12 protein-coding genes are annotated in these 16811 nt (G+C 73.9%); 6 read left to right on the forward strand and 6 right to left on the reverse strand.

The annotated features are described in order from the left end of the window. Together argJ and argC are read right to left on the reverse strand one after the other, a co-directional pair. The gene (gene argJ, locus ACVWWH_RS06325) at positions 1-1167 is read right to left on the reverse strand and encodes a bifunctional glutamate N-acetyltransferase/amino-acid acetyltransferase ArgJ (protein ID WP_447421739.1); all 1167 of its coding nucleotides are present in this window, start codon (positions 1165-1167) and stop codon (positions 1-3) included. Continuing rightward, entirely contained in the window at positions 1164-2228 is a 1065-nt protein-coding gene (gene argC / locus ACVWWH_RS06330; RefSeq protein ID WP_457316021.1) for an N-acetyl-gamma-glutamyl-phosphate reductase, read from the reverse strand. The genes argJ and argC overlap by 4 nt, the downstream gene beginning before the upstream one ends. Before the next feature lie 125 nt (positions 2229-2353). Here argC and ACVWWH_RS06335 point away from each other — a divergent pair, with 125 nt between their 5' ends. Genes ACVWWH_RS06335 through ACVWWH_RS06345 form a run of 3 tightly spaced genes read left to right on the forward strand, consistent with a single transcriptional unit; the run spans position 2354 to position 8635 of the window. After that, positions 2354-3319, forward strand: a complete 966-nt coding sequence (locus ACVWWH_RS06335) for a quinone oxidoreductase family protein (protein WP_447421738.1) — start codon at positions 2354-2356, stop codon at positions 3317-3319. Between the two features lie 52 nt (positions 3320-3371). Further along, positions 3372-7268, forward strand: a complete 3897-nt coding sequence (locus ACVWWH_RS06340; protein WP_457316127.1) for a Pls/PosA family non-ribosomal peptide synthetase — start codon at positions 3372-3374, stop codon at positions 7266-7268. Further along, positions 7265-8635 (forward strand): M1 family metallopeptidase, encoded by a 1371-nt coding sequence (locus ACVWWH_RS06345; protein ID WP_229710955.1) that lies wholly within the window; start codon positions 7265-7267, stop codon positions 8633-8635. The genes ACVWWH_RS06340 and ACVWWH_RS06345 overlap by 4 nt, the downstream gene beginning before the upstream one ends. A 77-nt stretch (positions 8636-8712) precedes the next feature. Here the strand turns inward: ACVWWH_RS06345 and ACVWWH_RS06350 are convergent, their stop codons facing one another. From ACVWWH_RS06350 to pheS, 3 genes are read right to left on the reverse strand one after another with little or no spacing between them, the layout of a single operon-like run. Continuing rightward, positions 8713-9372 carry a 4'-phosphopantetheinyl transferase family protein gene (locus ACVWWH_RS06350; protein WP_457316022.1) on the reverse strand — a complete coding sequence of 220 codons (660 nt, stop codon included), beginning with the start codon at positions 9370-9372 and terminating at the stop codon, positions 8713-8715. 35 nt (positions 9373-9407) lie between these two features. Continuing rightward, positions 9408-11957, reverse strand: a complete 2550-nt coding sequence (pheT, locus tag ACVWWH_RS06355) for a phenylalanine--tRNA ligase subunit beta (RefSeq protein WP_457316023.1) — start codon at positions 11955-11957, stop codon at positions 9408-9410. 4 nt (positions 11958-11961) lie between these two features. Continuing rightward, entirely contained in the window at positions 11962-13011 is a 1050-nt protein-coding gene (gene pheS / locus ACVWWH_RS06360) for a phenylalanine--tRNA ligase subunit alpha (protein ID WP_457316128.1), read from the reverse strand. A gap of 122 nt (positions 13012-13133) precedes the next feature. On the opposite strand from pheS, the gene ACVWWH_RS06365 reads away from it, so the two are divergent. Both ACVWWH_RS06365 and ACVWWH_RS06370 read left to right on the forward strand, forming a co-directional pair. Continuing rightward, positions 13134-13787: an SIMPL domain-containing protein gene (locus ACVWWH_RS06365; protein ID WP_457316024.1), complete on the forward strand. Its 654-nt coding sequence runs from the start codon at positions 13134-13136 to the stop codon at positions 13785-13787. 59 nt (positions 13788-13846) lie between these two features. Next, on the forward strand, positions 13847-14923 hold the full coding sequence (locus ACVWWH_RS06370; protein ID WP_084249417.1) for an Rv2578c family radical SAM protein: 1077 nt from the start codon (positions 13847-13849) through the stop codon (positions 14921-14923). Positions 14924-14954: 31 nt separating this feature from the next. Here the strand turns inward: ACVWWH_RS06370 and ACVWWH_RS06375 are convergent, their stop codons facing one another. Next, the gene (locus tag ACVWWH_RS06375; RefSeq protein ID WP_276508648.1) at positions 14955-15404 is read right to left on the reverse strand and encodes a (deoxy)nucleoside triphosphate pyrophosphohydrolase; all 450 of its coding nucleotides are present in this window, start codon (positions 15402-15404) and stop codon (positions 14955-14957) included. A gap of 261 nt (positions 15405-15665) precedes the next feature. Here ACVWWH_RS06375 and ACVWWH_RS06380 point away from each other — a divergent pair, with 261 nt between their 5' ends. Further along, a complete protein-coding gene (locus ACVWWH_RS06380) occupies positions 15666-16805 on the forward strand; it encodes an MFS transporter (RefSeq protein ID WP_457316129.1) in 1140 nt (379 codons plus the stop codon). Positions 16806-16811: the final 6 nt, after the last annotated feature.

Below are 16811 nucleotides of genomic sequence, written 5' to 3' on the forward strand. Positions count from 1 at the left end.
TCAGCTCGAGTAGGCGGAGTTCTCGTGCACGTAGTCGTGCGTGAGGTCGTTGGTCCAGATGGTCGCCTCGGCGTCGCCGGCGGCGAGGTCGATCTCGACGAGCACCTCGCGCGGCTCGAGGTCGACCAGGGAGCGGTCCTTGCCGATCCCGCCGTTCTGGCAGATCTCGACGCCGTTGATGGACACGTTCAGGGAGTCCGGCTCGAAGGCGGCGTCCGTGGTGCCGACGGCGGAGAGCACGCGGCCCCAGTTGGGGTCCTTGCCGAAGATCGCGGTCTTGAACAGGTTCGACCGCGCGACGGCGCGGGAGACGACCTCGGCGTCGCGCTCGCTGGCGGCGTTGAAGGTGCGCACCGCGATGTCGTGCGCGGCGCCCTCGGCGTCTCCGATGAGCTTGCGGGCCAGCTCGGCGCAGACCTGGGTCAGTCCGGCGGCGAACGCGTCGGCGTCCGGGACCGCCCCCGAGGCCCCCGAGGAGAGCAGCACGACCGTGTCGTTCGTGGACATGCACCCGTCGGAGTCGGCCCGGTCGAAGGTCACGCGGGTCGCGTCCCGGAGGGCGGCGTCGAGCATCTCGGCAGCGGCGGCGGCGTCGGTGGTGAGGACCACGAGCATCGTCGCGAGGCCCGGGGCGAGCATGCCTGCGCCCTTGGCGATCCCGCCGATGGTGTACTCGATCCCGGCCGCGTCGGTGCCGGTGAACACGGCCTCCTTCGGCACGGTGTCGGTGGTCATGATCGCGAGCGCGGCATCGTGGCCGCCGTCGTCGGCGAGGGCCCCGGCGAGCGCGTCCACGCCGGGGACGATCTTGTCCATGGGCAGCTGCTCGCCGATGAGCCCGGTCGAGCAGACCACGACGTCGCCGGCCGAGACGCCGAGGACGTCGGCGGCCTTCTCGGCCGTCGTGTGGGTGTTCTGGAACCCCTGCGGGCCGGTGCAGGCGTTGGCGCCACCGGAGTTGAGCACGACGGCGTCGACGCGCCCGTCCGTGACGACCTGCTTCGACCAGCGCACGGGGGCGGCCATGACCCGGTTCGTGGTGAAGACGGCGGCGGCGTGGCGGTCGGGGCCGTCGTTGACGACGAGGGCCATGTCCGGCTTGCCGGAGGCCTTGAGGCCGGCGGTGACGCCGGCGGCCCGGAAGCCCTTGGGTGCGGTGACGGTCACGGTGCGACTCCCAGCTGTGCGAGGCCGGTGCCCTCGGGAAGGCCCAGCGCGATGTTCATGGACTGCACCGCGCCGCCGGCGGTGCCCTTGGTGAGGTTGTCGATGGCGGAGCTCACGATCACGCGGCCGGCGTGCTCGTCGAAGGCGAGCTGGATGACGGCGTTGTTCGAGCCGAGCACCATCTGCGTGGCGGGCCACTGGCCGGAGGGCAGGAGGTGGACGAACTGCTCGCCCTCGTAGGCGGACTCCCAGGCGGCCCGCAGGGACGCGGCGCCGACGCCGTCCTTGACGCGGGCCGTGGCGGTGGTGAGGATGCCGCGGCTCATAGGTGCGAGGGTGGGGGTGAAGGAGACGGTGACGGGCTCTCCCGCGGCGTTGGAGAGGCCCTGCTCGATCTCGGGCGTGTGCCGGTGGCCGCCGCCCACGCCGTATGGGCTCATCGAGCCCATGACCTCGGAGCCGAGCAGGTGCGGCTTGACGCTCTTGCCCGCGCCGGAGGTCCCCGATGCCGAGACGATGACGACGTCCTCGGGCTCGAGGAGGCCGGCGGCGAAGCCGGGGGTGAGGGCCAGCAGGGCGGAGGTCGGGTAGCAGCCTGGGACGGCGATCCGCCGCGCCCCGCGCAGCTTCTCGCGCTGCTTGTGGCCGCTGCCCGGACCCGCGCCCGGGCCGATCGGCAGCTCGGGGAGCCCGTAGGGCCAGGTGCCGGCATGCTCGGAGCGGTAGAACTGGAACCACGCCTCGGGGTCCTCGAGGCGGTGGTCCGCGCCGGCGTCGATCACGAGGGTGCCCTCGGGCAGCGCGGCGGCGACCTCGGCGGATGCCCCGTGCGGGAGCGCGAGGAACACGACGTCGTGGCCCGCGAGGTTCTCCACGGTCGTCTCGACGATGACGCGGTCGGCCAGCGGGAGCAGGTGCGGCTGGAGCTCCCCCAGCCGGCTGCCCGCGCTCGAATGGGCGGTGATGGCCCCGATCTCGACCTCGGGGTGGTTGGCCAGCAGGCGGAGGACCTCTCCCCCGGCGTAGCCGCTGGCTCCGGAGACAGCTGCAGTAATGGTCACCGCCCCACTGTAGGCAAGTTTATGCATTGCAGTCAATATTTATGCATCGGGTTCTTCCCGGGCGCCTTCCCTAGGATGGTGGTGCGCACCGAACGACACTGGACTTCGAGACACGCAGGAGAACCATGATCAACGCTATCGTCGCCACGGCCCCCGGGGGCCCTGAAGTCCTCAAGCCCGCCGAGATCGCCAGGCCAGAGCCCGGCCCGGGCCAGATCCTGGTGCGCGTCGCCGCGACCGGCATCAACTTCATCGAGACCTACCAGCGCCAGGGCCTCTACACGATGTCCTTCCCCTTCACTCCCGGCGCGGAGGCCTCGGGGGTCGTGGCCGCCGTGGGCGAGGGGGTCGCCGACTTCTCGGAGGGCGACCGGGTGGCGACCGCCGAGGGCGCGGGCACCTACGCGGAGTACGCGCTCATCGACGCGGACAAGGCCCTGCCGATCCCCGAGGGCGTGGACCTGCTCACCGCCGCCGCGCTCCCCCTGCAGGGCATGACGGCCCACTACCTCATCAACTCGACCTTCCGCGTCGAGCCGGGACAGACGGTCCTCCTCCATGCCGGCGCCGGCGGGGTGGGCCTGCTCATGATCCAGATGCTCAAGGCCAAGGGCGCCCGCGTCATCACCACGGTCTCCAACGACGCCAAGGCCGAGCTGGCCTCCGGCGCCGGCGCGGACCACGTGATCCGCTACGACGGCTTCCCGGAGGAGGTCCGCGACCTCACCGGCGGCGCGGGCGTCGACGTGGTGTACGACGGCGTGGGGCGGGACACGTTCGACGGCTCGCTGAAGAGCCTGCGCATCCGCGGGATGCTCGTGCTCTTCGGCGCGGCGTCCGGCCCGGTGCCCCCGGTCGACCCGCAGCGGCTCAACGCGGGCGGCTCCCTCTTCCTGACCCGTCCCACGCTCGCCCACCACCTGCTCAATGCCGCCGAGCGGCGCTGGCGCTCCTCCGAGGTCTTCGGCGCGGTCGCCGACGGCTCCCTCAACGTCCGCATCGGGGCCCAGTTCCCCCTGTGGGAGGCCGCCGCCGCGCACACCGCGCTCGAGGGCCGCGCCACCACCGGCAAGGTGCTCCTCGTCCCGTAGCCGCCCACCCACCAGCGAAGAAGGCACGGCAGTGACCGAGACGCACGAGCCCATGCCCCGGGCCCAGGCCGCGGCCCAGCTGAGGGGTTCCGACCGGGCCCCTCGGCCCCGCACGCTGATCGACATCCTGGCCGCGAGCGCGGAGGCCTTCCCGGAAGCCCCCGCGCTCGACGACGGCTCGACCTCCCTCTCCTATGCGGAGCTGCTCGACGAGGTCCGGGCCATGGGCCGGAGGCTGCACGCGGCGGGCCTGGGCGCCGGGGACCGCGTGGGCATCCGCATCCCCTCGGGCACCGCCGAACTGTACGTGGCCATCCTCGCCACCCTGCTGGTCGGCGCCGCCTACGTGCCGGTCGACGCCGACGACCCGGACGAGCGGGCGAAGCTCGTCTTCAGCGAGGCGAAGGTGGCCGCGATCCTGCGCGGCGGGGGGTCCATGGTGGTGGCCAAGGACCGTCCCAAGCCCTTCCCCGCTCCCCGGCTGCCCGGCCCCGGGGACGACTGCTGGATCATCTTCACCTCCGGCTCCACCGGCACGCCCAAGGGAGTCGCGGTCACCCACCGCTCCGCCGCGGCCTTCGTCGACGCCGAGGCCCGGCTCTTCCTGCGGGGCGAGCCGATCGGCCCCGACGACCGCGTGCTGGCCGGGCTCTCCGTGGCGTTCGACGCCTCGTGCGAGGAGATGTGGCTCGCCTGGCGGCACGGGGCGTGTCTCGTGCCCGCCCCCCGCGCGCTCGTGCGCACCGGCATGGACCTCGGCCCGTGGCTCGTGCAGCGCGGGATCACGGTCGTCTCGACCGTCCCGACCCTCGCCGCGCTGTGGCCGGCCGAGGCGCTCGAGAACGTGCGCCTGCTCATCTTCGGCGGCGAGGCGTGCCCCCCGGAGCTCGCCGCGCGGCTCGCCGTCGAGGGCCGGGAGGTGTGGAACACGTACGGTCCCACCGAGGCGACGGTGGTCGCGTGCGCGGCCCTGATGGACGGCACCGGCCCGGTGCGGATCGGGCTCCCCCTCGACGGCTGGGACCTCGCCGTCGTCGACGCCGTCGGTGCGCCCGTGCGCGCCGGCGAGGTGGGCGAGCTCATCATCGGCGGCGTGGGCCTGGCCCGCTACCTCGACCCGGCCAAGGACGCCGAGAAGTACGCCCCCGTCCCGACGCTCGGATGGGACCGGGCCTACCGCTCCGGCGACCTCGTGCGGTTCGAGCCCGAGGGCCTGCTCTTCCAGGGCCGCGCGGACGAGCAGGTCAAGCTCGGCGGCCGCCGGATCGAGCTCGGCGAGGTCGACGCCGCGCTCCGGGCGCTCCCCGGCATCGCCGGCGCGGCCGCCGCGGTGCGCACGACGGCGGCCGGGAACCAGATCCTCGTCGGGTACCTCGCGCCGGTCCGCGGCGCCGTCCCGGACCTCGCCGCCCACCGGACGCGGCTCGCGCGGGAGCTGCCGGCCGCGCTCGTGCCCGTGCTCGCCGTCGTCGACTCCCTCCCGGTGACGACGAGCGGCAAGGTCGACCGCACGGCCCTCCCCTGGCCGCTGACCGGGCAGGACAACGACGAGGGCCCCGACTTGGAGCTGCCCGAGGACGCCGCGTGGATCGTCGAGCAGTGGGGCGCGGTCCTCGGCACCGCCGCGCCGGGGCTCGACGCCGACTTCTTCGCCCACGGCGGCGGCTCCCTCGCGGCCGCCCAGCTCGTCTCCGCCCTGCGGCGGCGCTACCCCACGGTCACGGTCGCCGACGTCTACGCGCACCCCCGGGTCGGCGCCCTCGTCGACGCCGTCGTCGGGACGGGGACGGCCCCGCCCGCGCCGGGACGGGCGGTGCGGCCGACTCCCGCGACCACCCAGTGGCTCCAGACGCTCATGGGCGTCCCGCTGTTCATCCTCGTGGGCATGCGCTGGCTGACCTACCTCGCCGCCGCGAACAACATCCTCGCGGCCACCGCGGGGTCCGCGGCGGCCCCGACGCTCTCCTGGTGGTGGGTCGCGGCGTCCTGGCTCGTGTTCGTCAGCCCCTGGGGAAGGATGGCCATCTCGGTGGCAGCGGCCCGGCTCCTCCTGCACGGGGTCTCCCCGGGCAGGTACCCCCGGGCCGGCTCGGTCCACCTGAGGCTCTGGCTCTCCGAGCAGATCGCCGACCTCGCCCAGGCCGTGAGCCTGGCGAGCGCGCCGTGGGTCCCCTACTACGCCCGGGCCCTCGGGGCGAAGATCGGCCGCGACGCCGTGCTGCACTCCGTTCCGCCGGTCACCGGCATGCTCTCGGTCGGGCCTGGCGCCTCGGTGGAGCCCGAGGTCGACCTCTCGGGCTGGTGGATCGACGGGGACTGGGTCCACCTCGGTGCCATCAGCATCGGCTCCGGTGCGAGCGTCGGCGCCCGCTCCACCCTCCTGCCCGGTGCCCGCATCGGCGCCGGCGCCGTCGTCGACCCCGGCTCCGCCGTCTCGGGCAGGGTCAAGGCTGGCCTGAGGGTGGCGGGGTCGCCCGCGAGCCGGGTGGGCAAGGCGAAGCCCGGCTGGCCCCAGGCCCCCGTGCGCAGGTCCCGGGCGGCCGAGGCCGCGTGGATCGGCGCGTTCGCGGCCGGTTCGGCGCTGCTGGCGCTCATCCCGTTCGTCTCGGCCGCGGCCGCCGGCATCCTGCTCGCGTGGACGGCCCGCGGACACGACTCGGTCCACGCCGCGCTCGGGCCGCTGCTCGCGGCGACCCCCCTCGCGGCCGCCACGTGGTTCGTCCTCAACCTCCTCCTCATCGCCGGGGCCACCCGCCTGCTGGGGGTGGGGATCACCGCCGGGTACCACCGCGTCCGCTCGCGGATCGGCTGGCAGGTCTGGGCCACCGAAAGGGTGCTCGACCTGGCCCGCGAGGTCCTGTTCCCGATCTACGCGAGCCTCGTCACGCCCGCGTGGCTGCGCCTCCTGGGAGCGAAGGTCGGCAAGGACGTCGAGGCGTCCACCGTGCTCCTGCTGCCCTCGATGACCACCGTCGCCGACGGGGCCTTCCTCGCCGACGACACGATGGTGGCCAGCTACGAGCTCGGCGGCGGATGGCTGAAGATCGCTCGGGCCAAGGTGGGCAAGCGCGCCTTCCTCGGCAACTCCGGGATGACGGCAGCGGGGCGGTCCGTGCCGAAGGACGGCCTCGTCGCGGTGCTCTCCGCCGCCCCGAAGAAGGCGAAGTCGGGCTCGTCATGGCTCGGCAGCCCGCCGGTGCGCCTCCGCCGCACCGCAATAGCCACGGACGCCGGGCGGACCTTCCGGCCACCGCCCCGCCTCAGGGTCGCGCGCGCCCTGTGGGAACTGTGCCGCGCCCTGCCGGTGGTGCTCACGGTGGCCATCGCCGTGGGCGTCCTCGCGGCCCTCGACTGGCTCGCCGCCACGTGGGGCTATCTGGCCGCAGCGGCCCTGTGCGGGGCCGTCATGCTCGTGGCCGGGGGCATCGCGGCCGCGTCTGCGACCGCCGCGAAGTGGCTCTTCGTGGGCCGGATCCGCGCCGGCGAGCATCCGCTGTGGAGCTCGTTCGTGTGGCGCAACGAGGTCCAGGACACGTTCGTGGAGATGGTCGCGGCCCCCTGGTTCGCGAGGGCAGCGGCCGGCACCCCGGCCCTCGTGTGGTGGCTGCGGTCCCTCGGGGCCACGATCGGCTCCGGCGCCTGGTGCGAGAGCTACTGGCTGCCCGAGGCGGACCTCGTCTCCCTCGGACGCAGCTCGACCGTGAACCGGGGCTGCGTCGTGCAGACGCACCTCTTCCACGACCGCATCATGGCGATCGACACCGCCGCCCTCGGCGAGGGTGCGACGCTCGGTCCGCACGGCGTCGTCCTCCCCGGCGGGAGGATCGACGACGGCGCGACGGTGGGGCCGGCGTCGCTCGTCATGCGCGGCGAGCACGTGCCCGCGGGAACGTACTGGCGGGGCAACCCCGTGGTGCCGTGGAAGGAACCGGAGGCAGCCACCAGGTGAGACAGGACCGTCATCTGCGACCGGACGCGCCGCCCCGACCCGCCGCCCTGCCCGATCCCTACACGCCCGGGCACGGAAGCGCCGCCTACACCGTCACCCACTACGACCTCGATCTCGAGGTCAGGCTCGCGAGCAACCGCCTCGCGGGCAGGGCCCGCCTGCGCGCCACGGCGAACCGGCGCCTCGAGGCGATCACTCTCAGCCTCGCGGGGCTCCGCGTGCTGAAGGTGCAGGTCGAGGGCGCGCGGGCCAGGGCCGTCCAGCGCGGGGACGAGCTGCGCATCACGCCCGCCGCGCCCGTGCCCGAGGGCAGGGAGTTCTCCCTCGAGGTCCGCTACGAGGGCAGCCCGGGCCCCACGGACGGCGAGTGGGGCGATGTCGGCTGGGAGGAGCTCGAGGACGGCATCCTCGTCGCGGGCCAGCCGGTCGGGGCGCCCACGTGGTTCCCCTGCAACGACCACCCCAGCCAGAAGGCCACGTTCCGCATCTCCGCCTCCGCGGACGCCGGGTACCGCGTCGTCTCGAACGGCCTCGTGGTCGGGCACCGGCGGAAGGCCAGCCGGGAGACCTGGGTCTACGAGGTGCACGAGCCGATGGCGCCCTACCTCGCAACGCTGCTGATCGGCCGGTTCCAGCTGCTCGAGCTCGGGCGCCTGCCCCGGCGGGAGCACCCCTCGGTCGGGGTGTTCGCCGCCGTGCCGCCCGCCCTGCGCCAGAGCGCGCTCAGCGGCCTGCGCGACCAGCGGGCGATGCTCGCCCTGTTCACCGACCTGTTCGGGCCCTACCCGTTCCGGGACTACACCGTGGTGGTCACCGAGGACGAGCTCGAGATCCCGCTCGAGGCCCAGACGCTCTCCATCGTCGGCCGGAACCACATCACCCGCAGCTGGGAGTCGCAGCGGCTCCTCGCGCACGAGCTCGCGCACCAGTGGTTCGGGAATTCCGTGACCGCCAGGAGGTGGGAGGACATCTGGCTCCACGAGGGCTTCGCGTGCTACGCCGAGTGGCTCTGGAGCGAGCACGCGGGCCTGGGCTCCGTGGCCTCCCGGGCGACCGCGGCCTGGACGCTCGTGGCGGCGCAGGAGCAGGACCTCGTCATCGGCGCGCCGGGGCCCGCGATGATGTTCGACGACCGCGTCTACAAGCGCGGCGCCCTCGCCCTGCACGCCGTGCGCCGTGCCCTCGGGGACAACCGGTTCTTCCGCGCCCTGAAGGCCTTCTGCGAGGAGAACCGGCACCAGAACGTGTCCACGGCCGACTTCCTCGAGCTCCTCGACCGTGTGGGCGCCGGGGCCCCCGGGTTCGGCGCCGACGCGGTCCTGCGCCCGTGGCTGTTCGAGCGCCCGCTGCCACCCCTGCCGGCGTAGCCCCGACGCGGGGTCACCTCCCGAACGACCCGGGGTCAGATCTGCGCGACCCGGGGTCAGATCTGGGCGACCCGGGGTCAGATCTGGGCGAGTGCGGCGACGAAGCCGGCCGGAAGTCCGAGCGCCTCCCGATCGAGGTCTTCCACCCGGCTGTCGCCGCCCGTACTGACCGCTGCGGGGTGGACGCGCAGGCCGGCGCCAAGGGCCTTGAGCAAGGCCTCCTTGCGGACCCACAGCCGCGCCGCCTCACTGGGCGGATCTTCCGCTGCCGACACACGACGGCGCTCGGCCGCCGAGAAGGCAGCGTCCGGGATCGCGCCACGGAAGTCTGCGACGCGTGCCAGGTCGACGCCGATCCGGGGCGGTGTGGCCCCGACCTCGCGCTCCGGCGGGGTGACCTCGGCGGCCAGGAGGGCCCACCCGCCGGCCCGGGACATGCTCGCGGCGACGGGCAGCGGGAGCGGCCCCCCGTCGTCGTGCGCGGCGCCCGGCACCGCACGGGCGAGCGCGAACCCTGGCGCGCCGTGCTCCCCCGGCCCGCAGTCCGGGCAGCGGTAGACGGGGACGAGGAGCCGCAGGTCCGCTCCGACGAGCTCGGCCACGAGGCACCGCAGCGCGAGCCGGGCTTCGACGAACTCGCGGCTGCGGCGCGGGTCGAGGATCGCCGCGGCCCGATCGAGCTCGCCGGGCGTGCAGACGCCGGCGGGCAGCGCCGACCCGGGTCGACCGAGCGGCACTGCCCGCAGGAGCATCGTGGCTGGTGGCCGCGCGCCTAGCCGCGCTGGACCGCGCCGAACCGCTCGGCGGCCAGGGCCACGGCGGCGGCGCGCGCCTCGGACGCCTCGTCGGCGGTGAGGGTGCGGTCGTCGGCACGGAACCGCAGGCCGAACGCGAGGGACTTCTTGCCCTCGTCGATGCCCTTGCCCGTGTACACGTCGAAGAGGTGGACGTCCTCGAGGAGCTCGCCCGCGCCCTCGCGGAGTGCGCCGAGCACCGCGTCGGCCGGGAGGGCGGCGTCGACGATCAGGGCGACGTCCTGCGTCGCGACCGGGAACGTCGAGAGGTGCCGGGCCACGACGACGTCGGCGGCGGCCTCGAAGAGGGCGTCCGCGTCGAGCTCGAAGGCGACGGACCGGGCCGGAAGGTCGAGGCCGGCGAGGAGCTTGGGGTGCAGCTCGCCGGCGTAGCCCACCGTCTCCCCCGACCGCAGCGACAGCTGGGCCGTGCGGCCCGGGTGGAACGCCTGGTGGGAGCCCTGCGCGACCACCAGCTCCACCCCGAGGGCGTCGGCGGCGAGCCGGGCGTAGTCGAGCGCGTCGGCCCAGTCCCAGGCCCGCGGCGCGCTTCCGGGCGCCTCGGGCATGTCCTTGCCGGTGAAGACGCCGGCGACGTGGAGCGGCTGCTCGGGCAGGCCGTTGTAGAGAGAGTCGAGCACCTCGTCCGCCGGGCGCACGCCCAGGGGCGGGATGACGGCAGTGCCGAGCGGGCCGTCCCCGGGGAGGAAGACGAGCCCGGCCTCGTAGAGGGCGAGGTCCCGGAAGCCGCGCCCGTGGTTGCGCCGGGCGGTCTCGAGGAGCCCGGGCAGCAGGGAGGTGCGGAGCCAGCCGCGCTCCTCGCTCAGCGGGTTGGCGAGCTTGACCGCGGCCCGCGGCGCTCCCTCCTTGGGCACGCCGAACGTCTCGTTCTCGGCCTTCGTGGCGAACGGGTACGCGAGCACCTCGGTCAGGCCCGCGTCGGCGAGCGCCTGGACGACCCGGCGGCGCTGCTGCTGCCGGCGGGTGAACCCGCGCCCGGGAGGGGCGGTCGGGAGGGTCGAGGGGATCTTGTCGTACCCGACGAGGCGGGCAATCTCCTCCGACAGGTCCTCCTTGGTCTCAAGGTCGTTGCGCCAGCTCGGTGGCGTGACCACGAAGTCCTCGCCCGCGCGCTCCACATCGGCGCCGAGGTCGCCGAGGGCGCGGGTGATGAGCTCGTCGCTGAACTCCATGCCGATCCGGGAGGACGCGAACCCGGCCGGGAGCTCGATCCGCACCGGGGCGGGCGCGGTCCCGACGTCGGTGCCGGCCTCGTCGGCGATCCCGCCGCCGTACTGGACCAGGAGGTCGACGACGCGCTGCGCGGCCACGCCGGCGATGTTCCAGTCGACGCCCCGCTCGAAGCGCTTGGACGCCTCCGAGGGCAGCTTGTGGCGGCGGCGCGAGCGGGCGATGCTCACGGTGTCGAAGTGGGCGGCCTCGATGAGGACGTTCACGGTCGAGTCGGAGCACTCGGTGGCGGCGCCGCCCATGACGCCGGCGATGCCGATCGGACCGGACTCGTCCGTGATGAGCAGGTCCTCGGGGTCGAGGGCGCGGACCTTGTCGTCGAGGGTGGTGATCTTCTCCCCCGGCGCGGCGCGGCGGACGGTGATGGGACCGGTGAGCGTGTCCAGGTCGTAGCAGTGCGTGGGCTGGCCGAGCTCGAACATGACGTAGTTGGAGATGTCCACGGGCAGCGAGATCGAGCGCACCCCGGCCAGGCGCAGCCGGGAGGCCATCCACTCGGGCGTGGGCCGGGTCGGGTCGACGCCGCGGACGGTGCGGGCCACGAAGCGGTCGCACCCGGGCACCCCGTAGATGGGCGCCTGGTCGTCGAGCACGACGCTGTAGCCCCCCTCGAGCGTCTGCGGCGCCGTCACGAGCTCGGCCGGGTCGGTGAAGTCGGTGCCGGTCGCGTGCGAGTACTCGCGGGCGATCCCGCGGATGGAGAAGCAGTAGGCCCGGTCCGGGGTCACGTTGATCTCGGCGGCCTCATCGGTGAGCCCGAGGAGCTCGAGCGCGTCCGTGCCCACCTCGGGGTCGAGCCCGATGCGGGAGAGGACGAGGATGCCGTCGTGGTCGTCGCCGATTCCGAGCTCGCGCACGGAGGCGATCATGCCGGCCGAGACGTGCCCGTAGGTCTTGCGCGCGGCGATGTGGAAGTCACCGGGCAGCGTGGCGCCGGGCAGGGTCACGACGACCTTGTCGCCAGGGACGAAGTTGTGCGCGCCGCACACGATCCCCTGGACGCCGGAGGGGTCGATGCCCTTGCCCGTGAGGGTCTGCTCCTGGCCTTCGGGGACCACGCGCACCTGGCACCAGTTGATCGTCTTGCCGTTGCTCTGCGGCTCCTTGACGGCGCTGAGCACCTGGCCCACCACGATGGGGCCGCGGATCGAGTCGGACGGCCGGTGCACGGCCTCCTCCTCGAGGCCGACCTTGACGAGGTCGGCCATGAGGTCCTCGGCGGTCGCGTCCGCGGGGAGCTGCGTGTACTCGCGCAGCCACGAAAGGGGGATTCGCATTGGACTAGATCTCCATCCCGAAGTGCTGGCTGAAGCGGACGTCGCCCTCGATCATGTCGTGCATGTCGGCGACCTCGTTGCGGAACATGAGGGTGCGCTCGATGCCCATGCCGAACGCGAACCCCGAGTACTGCTCAGGGTCGATGCCCGCCGCCCGCAGGACGTTCGGGTTGACCATGCCGCACCCTCCCCACTCGATCCAGGCGGGTCCGCCCTTCGCGCCGGGGTGCCAGATGTCCAGCTCGGCGCTCGGCTCGGTGAACGGGAAGTAGTTGGGGCGCAGCCGGATCTGGGCCTCGGCGCCGAACATCTGCCGTGCGAAGTGCTCGAGCGTCCCGCGCAGGTCCGCCATGGACAGCCCCTTGTCGATGGCGAGGCCCTCGAACTGGTGGAACACGGGAGTGTGGGTCGCGTCGAGCTCGTCGGTGCGGAACACCTTGCCCGGGCAGAGCACGTAGATGGGGACCTCGCGCTCGAGCATCGAGCGGACCTGGACCGGCGAGGTGTGCGTGCGCAGGAGCAGGTGCGCCTCGGGCGGGTCGACGAAGAAGGTGTCCTGCATCTCGCGCGCGGGGTGGTCGGGCTTGAAGTTGAGGGCGTCGAAGTTGAACCACTCGGACTCGACCTCGGGGCCCTCGGCGATCTCCCAGCCCATGCCGACGAAGATGTCGCTCACCCGGTCCTGCAGCGTCGAGAGCGGGTGCCGCGCCCCGGCGCGGCGGCGCCGCGGAGCCGCCGTGACGTCGACGGTCTCCTCGACGAGGATCCAGGCCTCGTTCTCGGCCTCGAGCACGGACTGCCGCTCGGCGATCGCCTTGTTGACCCGGCCCCGGGCGCCGCCGACGAGCTTGCCCGCCAGGGCCTTGGACTCCTTGGGCAGCGAGCCGATCGCGCGGTTGGCGAGGGCGAGGGGGGACTTCTCCCCGGTGTGGGCGATGCGCGCCGACTTGAGCGCATCGAGGTCGGCGGCACCCGCGACGGCCTCGAGGGCCCTCTCGACGGCGGCGGCGACGGCAGCCTCGTCCACGGGGTCGGGGACGCTCGTCTCGCTCACGGGAACCTCGGTCTCGGCGGATGGGGGCGTTGTCTCGGGCACCCGTCAAGTCTAGTTCACGGCTACGATGCCCCTGTGCGCGCCCAGGGGCGCGGCCGCCGCCTGCGGAAGGACCTGAAGCCATGAGCAGTCCGGACTCCATCACCGTCGTCGGCACCGGATCGGTGACGGTGGTTCCCGACATCGCGGTGCTCCGCGTGGGAGCGGAGGTCCGCTCCCCGCGCCTGGGAGAGGCGTACGACGGCGCCTCCCGGGCCTCGGAGGCGATCGTCGCCGCGGCGCTGCGGTCCGGCGTGACGCGCTCCGACATCGTCTCCGCCTCGCTCTCGGTGGCACCGGAGCTGACGTGGGAGGAGGGCCGCGGCCAGCGCCTCGTCGGCTACGTCGCGAGCCGCGGCCTCACGATCGGCGCCCGGGACCTGGCCCGCACGGGCGAGCTGCTCGACGCCGTGGTGGCCGCCGGAGGCGGCGCCGTGCGCATCCACGGGATCTCCCTCGGCGTCTCGGACCAGTCCGCGGCGGAGGCATCGGCCCAGGAGGCGGCCTTCCGCGAGGCCGAGGGGGCCGCCCGGCGGCTTGCCGCGCTGGCGGCGCGGGAGCTGGGCGCCGTGGTCCGCATCGACGCCGGCGAGGCCCCTCCTGCCGGGCCGGGCCAGCCCGTGCCGCTGCGCCGGGCCTCCTTCGCCGCGGCCGAGGCCAGCGCCCCCCTCGAGGCGGGCGAGACCGAGGTGCAGGCCAGCGTGACGGTGACCTGGGCCCTCGCGGACAGGGCGTAGCGGCTGCCCTCGGCGGGGCACCCTTGACACTCATTCGAAGATGTATTCGAATGAGTGCCATGCGATGGAACACGCAGTCGGTCGCCGAGCCGCTCTCCGGGCCGGACGACGGCACCCCGGCCCAGCCGCCCCTCCTGTCCCTTGCGGGCGCGCTGCGCACGGTGAGGACGCCGGAGTTCCAGGGAATCACCTTCCACGAGGTCGCCGCGAAATCGGCGCTCAACAAGGTCCCGCCGGCGTCCTCCATGCCGTTCCGCTGGACGGTGAACCCCTACCGAGGGTGCAGCCACGCCTGCGTCTACTGCTTCGCCCGGAACACCCACACCTACCTCGACCTGGATGCGGGCCTCGACTTCGACCGGCAGCTGGTGGTCAAGGTCAACGTCGGCGAGGTGCTGCGGAGCGAGGTCTCCAAGCGCTCCTGGGCCCGCGAGCACGTGGCGCTGGGGACGAACACCGATCCCTACCAGCGGGCCGAGGGGCGCTACGCCCTGATGCCCGGCATCATCCGGGCCCTCGCGGACTCCGGCACCCCGTTCTCCATCCTGACCAAGGGAACGCTCCTGGCCCGCGACGTCCCGCTGCTGAAGTCGGCTGCGACCCAGGTGCCGATCGGCGCCGGGATCTCGCTCGCCGTCCTCGACCCTGAGCTCCAGGCCGCGCTCGAGCCGGGGACGCCCTCCCCCGCGGCACGCCTGCGCCTGGTGTCGAGGCTGCGCGAGGCGGGCCTGCCGTGCGGCGTCATGGCCATGCCGATCCTCCCGTGGCTCACGGACTCGGAGGAGCATCTCGACGCGCTCATGGGCAGCCTCGCGCAGGCCGGGGCGACGGGGGTCACTGCCGCTGCGCTGCATCTGCGTCCGGGGACCCGCGAATGGTTCATGGGGTGGCTCGCGCGGACGCATCCGCGCCTGGTCGGCCGGTACCGCAGGCTCTACTCGAAGGGCGCCTACGCCCCCTCCGAGTACCGCGCGTGGCTGGGCCGGCGCGTGGCGGCGGCCAAAGCCCGCCATGGCTTCGGCCGGGGATTCGAGCGTGACGAGGCCTTCGCCCACCGCGATGCGGACGTCGTGGCCGCCGGACGCCCGGCCGCCCGCGAGCCAGCCCTCGTTCCGGGGCAGGACGCCCTCTTCTGAACCGCCAGGAGGCCCGGCCGCGCCATCCAGGTCAGCGGGCTGCCTGACGCCGCACCGCGTCCACGATGGGGAAGTCTGCCGGGATCCAGGCGAGCTCCGCCAGGGCGTCCCCGTCGAGGCTGACCCACCGCAGCTGGTCGTGGTCCTGCAGGGGCTCGGGCACGCCCGCGCGCACCTCGGCGAGCCACACCCGCATCGCGGCACGGTCGTTGAGGGGCCATCCCTGCGGGAGCGGGCCGGGCACCTCGGGGCCGAGGGCCACCGCGATGCCGAGCTCCTCGTCCAGCTCGCGGCGCAGGCCGTCCTCGGCCGACTCGCCGTCTTCGACCTTGCCCCCTGGGAACTCCCACAGGCCCGCGAAGGCCGGTGGCGCCGTCCTGCGCGCCGCCAGGAGCATCGTGGGCCGTTCGAGCGAGTCGACGATCGCTCCCCCGACCACCTGGACGAGCCGGGGGCCGGCTCCGTGGGTCTGCGTCTGCACGGGCCCAGTCTAGGGGCCGGGCGGAATGGGAGCGCCTCCCGTACTGTTGGCACGAGACGAGGGCCGACGGCGTTCCTCCCCACACCCCCATCCGGCCCCGACACGAGGACTGCCACCGTGCCCACGCCCGAATCGTCCATGCCCCTGAAGGCCCCCGCGGCGCCCGCTGCGGGGGGCCCCTCCGCCGGCGCCCCCGCCGGCAGCGGCACCGCGCGAGGACATCGCTCCACGCTGCTCGCGCCGAAGCCCCTCTTCTGGGCCATGCTGGCCCTCGGGCTCGGCGGCTTCGCGATCGGGACGGTCGAGTTCGCGACCATGGGACTGCTCAAGGAGATCGAGCGCGGGCTCGCGATCAGCACCCCGCAGGCCGGCCAGCTCATCTCCGCCTACGCCCTGGGCGTGGTGGTGGGGGCGCCCCTGCTCGCGGCCATCGGCGCCCGGCTGCCGCGCAAGGCCCTGGTCCTCGGCCTCATGGCGTTCTACGCCGTCGCCAACCTGTCTTCCTTCGTGGCCGCCGACTATGGCGCGATGCTCGTCTCCCGCTTCGCGGCGGGCCTTCCGCACGGGGCCTACTTCGGCACGGCCGCGGTCATCGCCGCCTCGCTCGTGGCACCCACCAAGAGGGGCTGGGCCATCGCCACGGTGATGTCCGGCCTGACGATCGCCAACGTCCTCGGTGTGCCCGCCGCGACCTGGCTCGGGCAGTCCCTCGGCTGGCGCCTGCTGTTCGTGGTGACCGCGGCGATCGCACTCGCGTGCGTCGCCATGGTCGCCCGCTTCGTGCCGTACGAGCCGCCGCACCCCGAGGCGAGCATCCGCCGGGAGCTCTCCGCCCTCCGGCGCGGGCAGCTGTGGCTCGCCCTCGCCGTCGGGGTGGTCGGGTTCGGCGGCTTCTTCGCCACCTACACGTACATCGCCCATACGATGACGTCCGTCGCCGGACTGCCGGAGGCGCTGATGCCGGTGGTCGTGGCCCTGTACGGGCTCGGCATGGTCGTGGGCAACATGGCCGGCGGCCGTCTCGCCGACCGCTCCGTGATGGGCACGATCTACTGGGCTCTCGCCGCCGTGGCCGGGGTGATGGTGCTCTACGGGCTCGCCGCCCCCGTGTGGCCGCTCGCCCTGCTCATGGTGTTCGTGGTGGGCGGCTCCGGCTCGATCCTCATCCCCGCGCTCCAGGCGCGCCTGCTCGACTCGGCGCCGGGCGCCGCGACCCTTGCGACCTCGCTGAGCCACTCGGCGCTCAACGTGGCCAACGCCCTCGGCGCGTTCCTCGGAGGCGTGGTCATCGCGGCGGGGTGGGGCTTCGTGGCGCCGGCGTACGTCGGAGCGGGCCTCGCCGTGCTCGGCCTCGGGATCGCGCTGCTGAGCGGCGCCCTCGAACGGCGCCGGGCGCGCTGACCGCGC

Source organism: Sinomonas sp. RB5, from assembly GCF_054063535.1.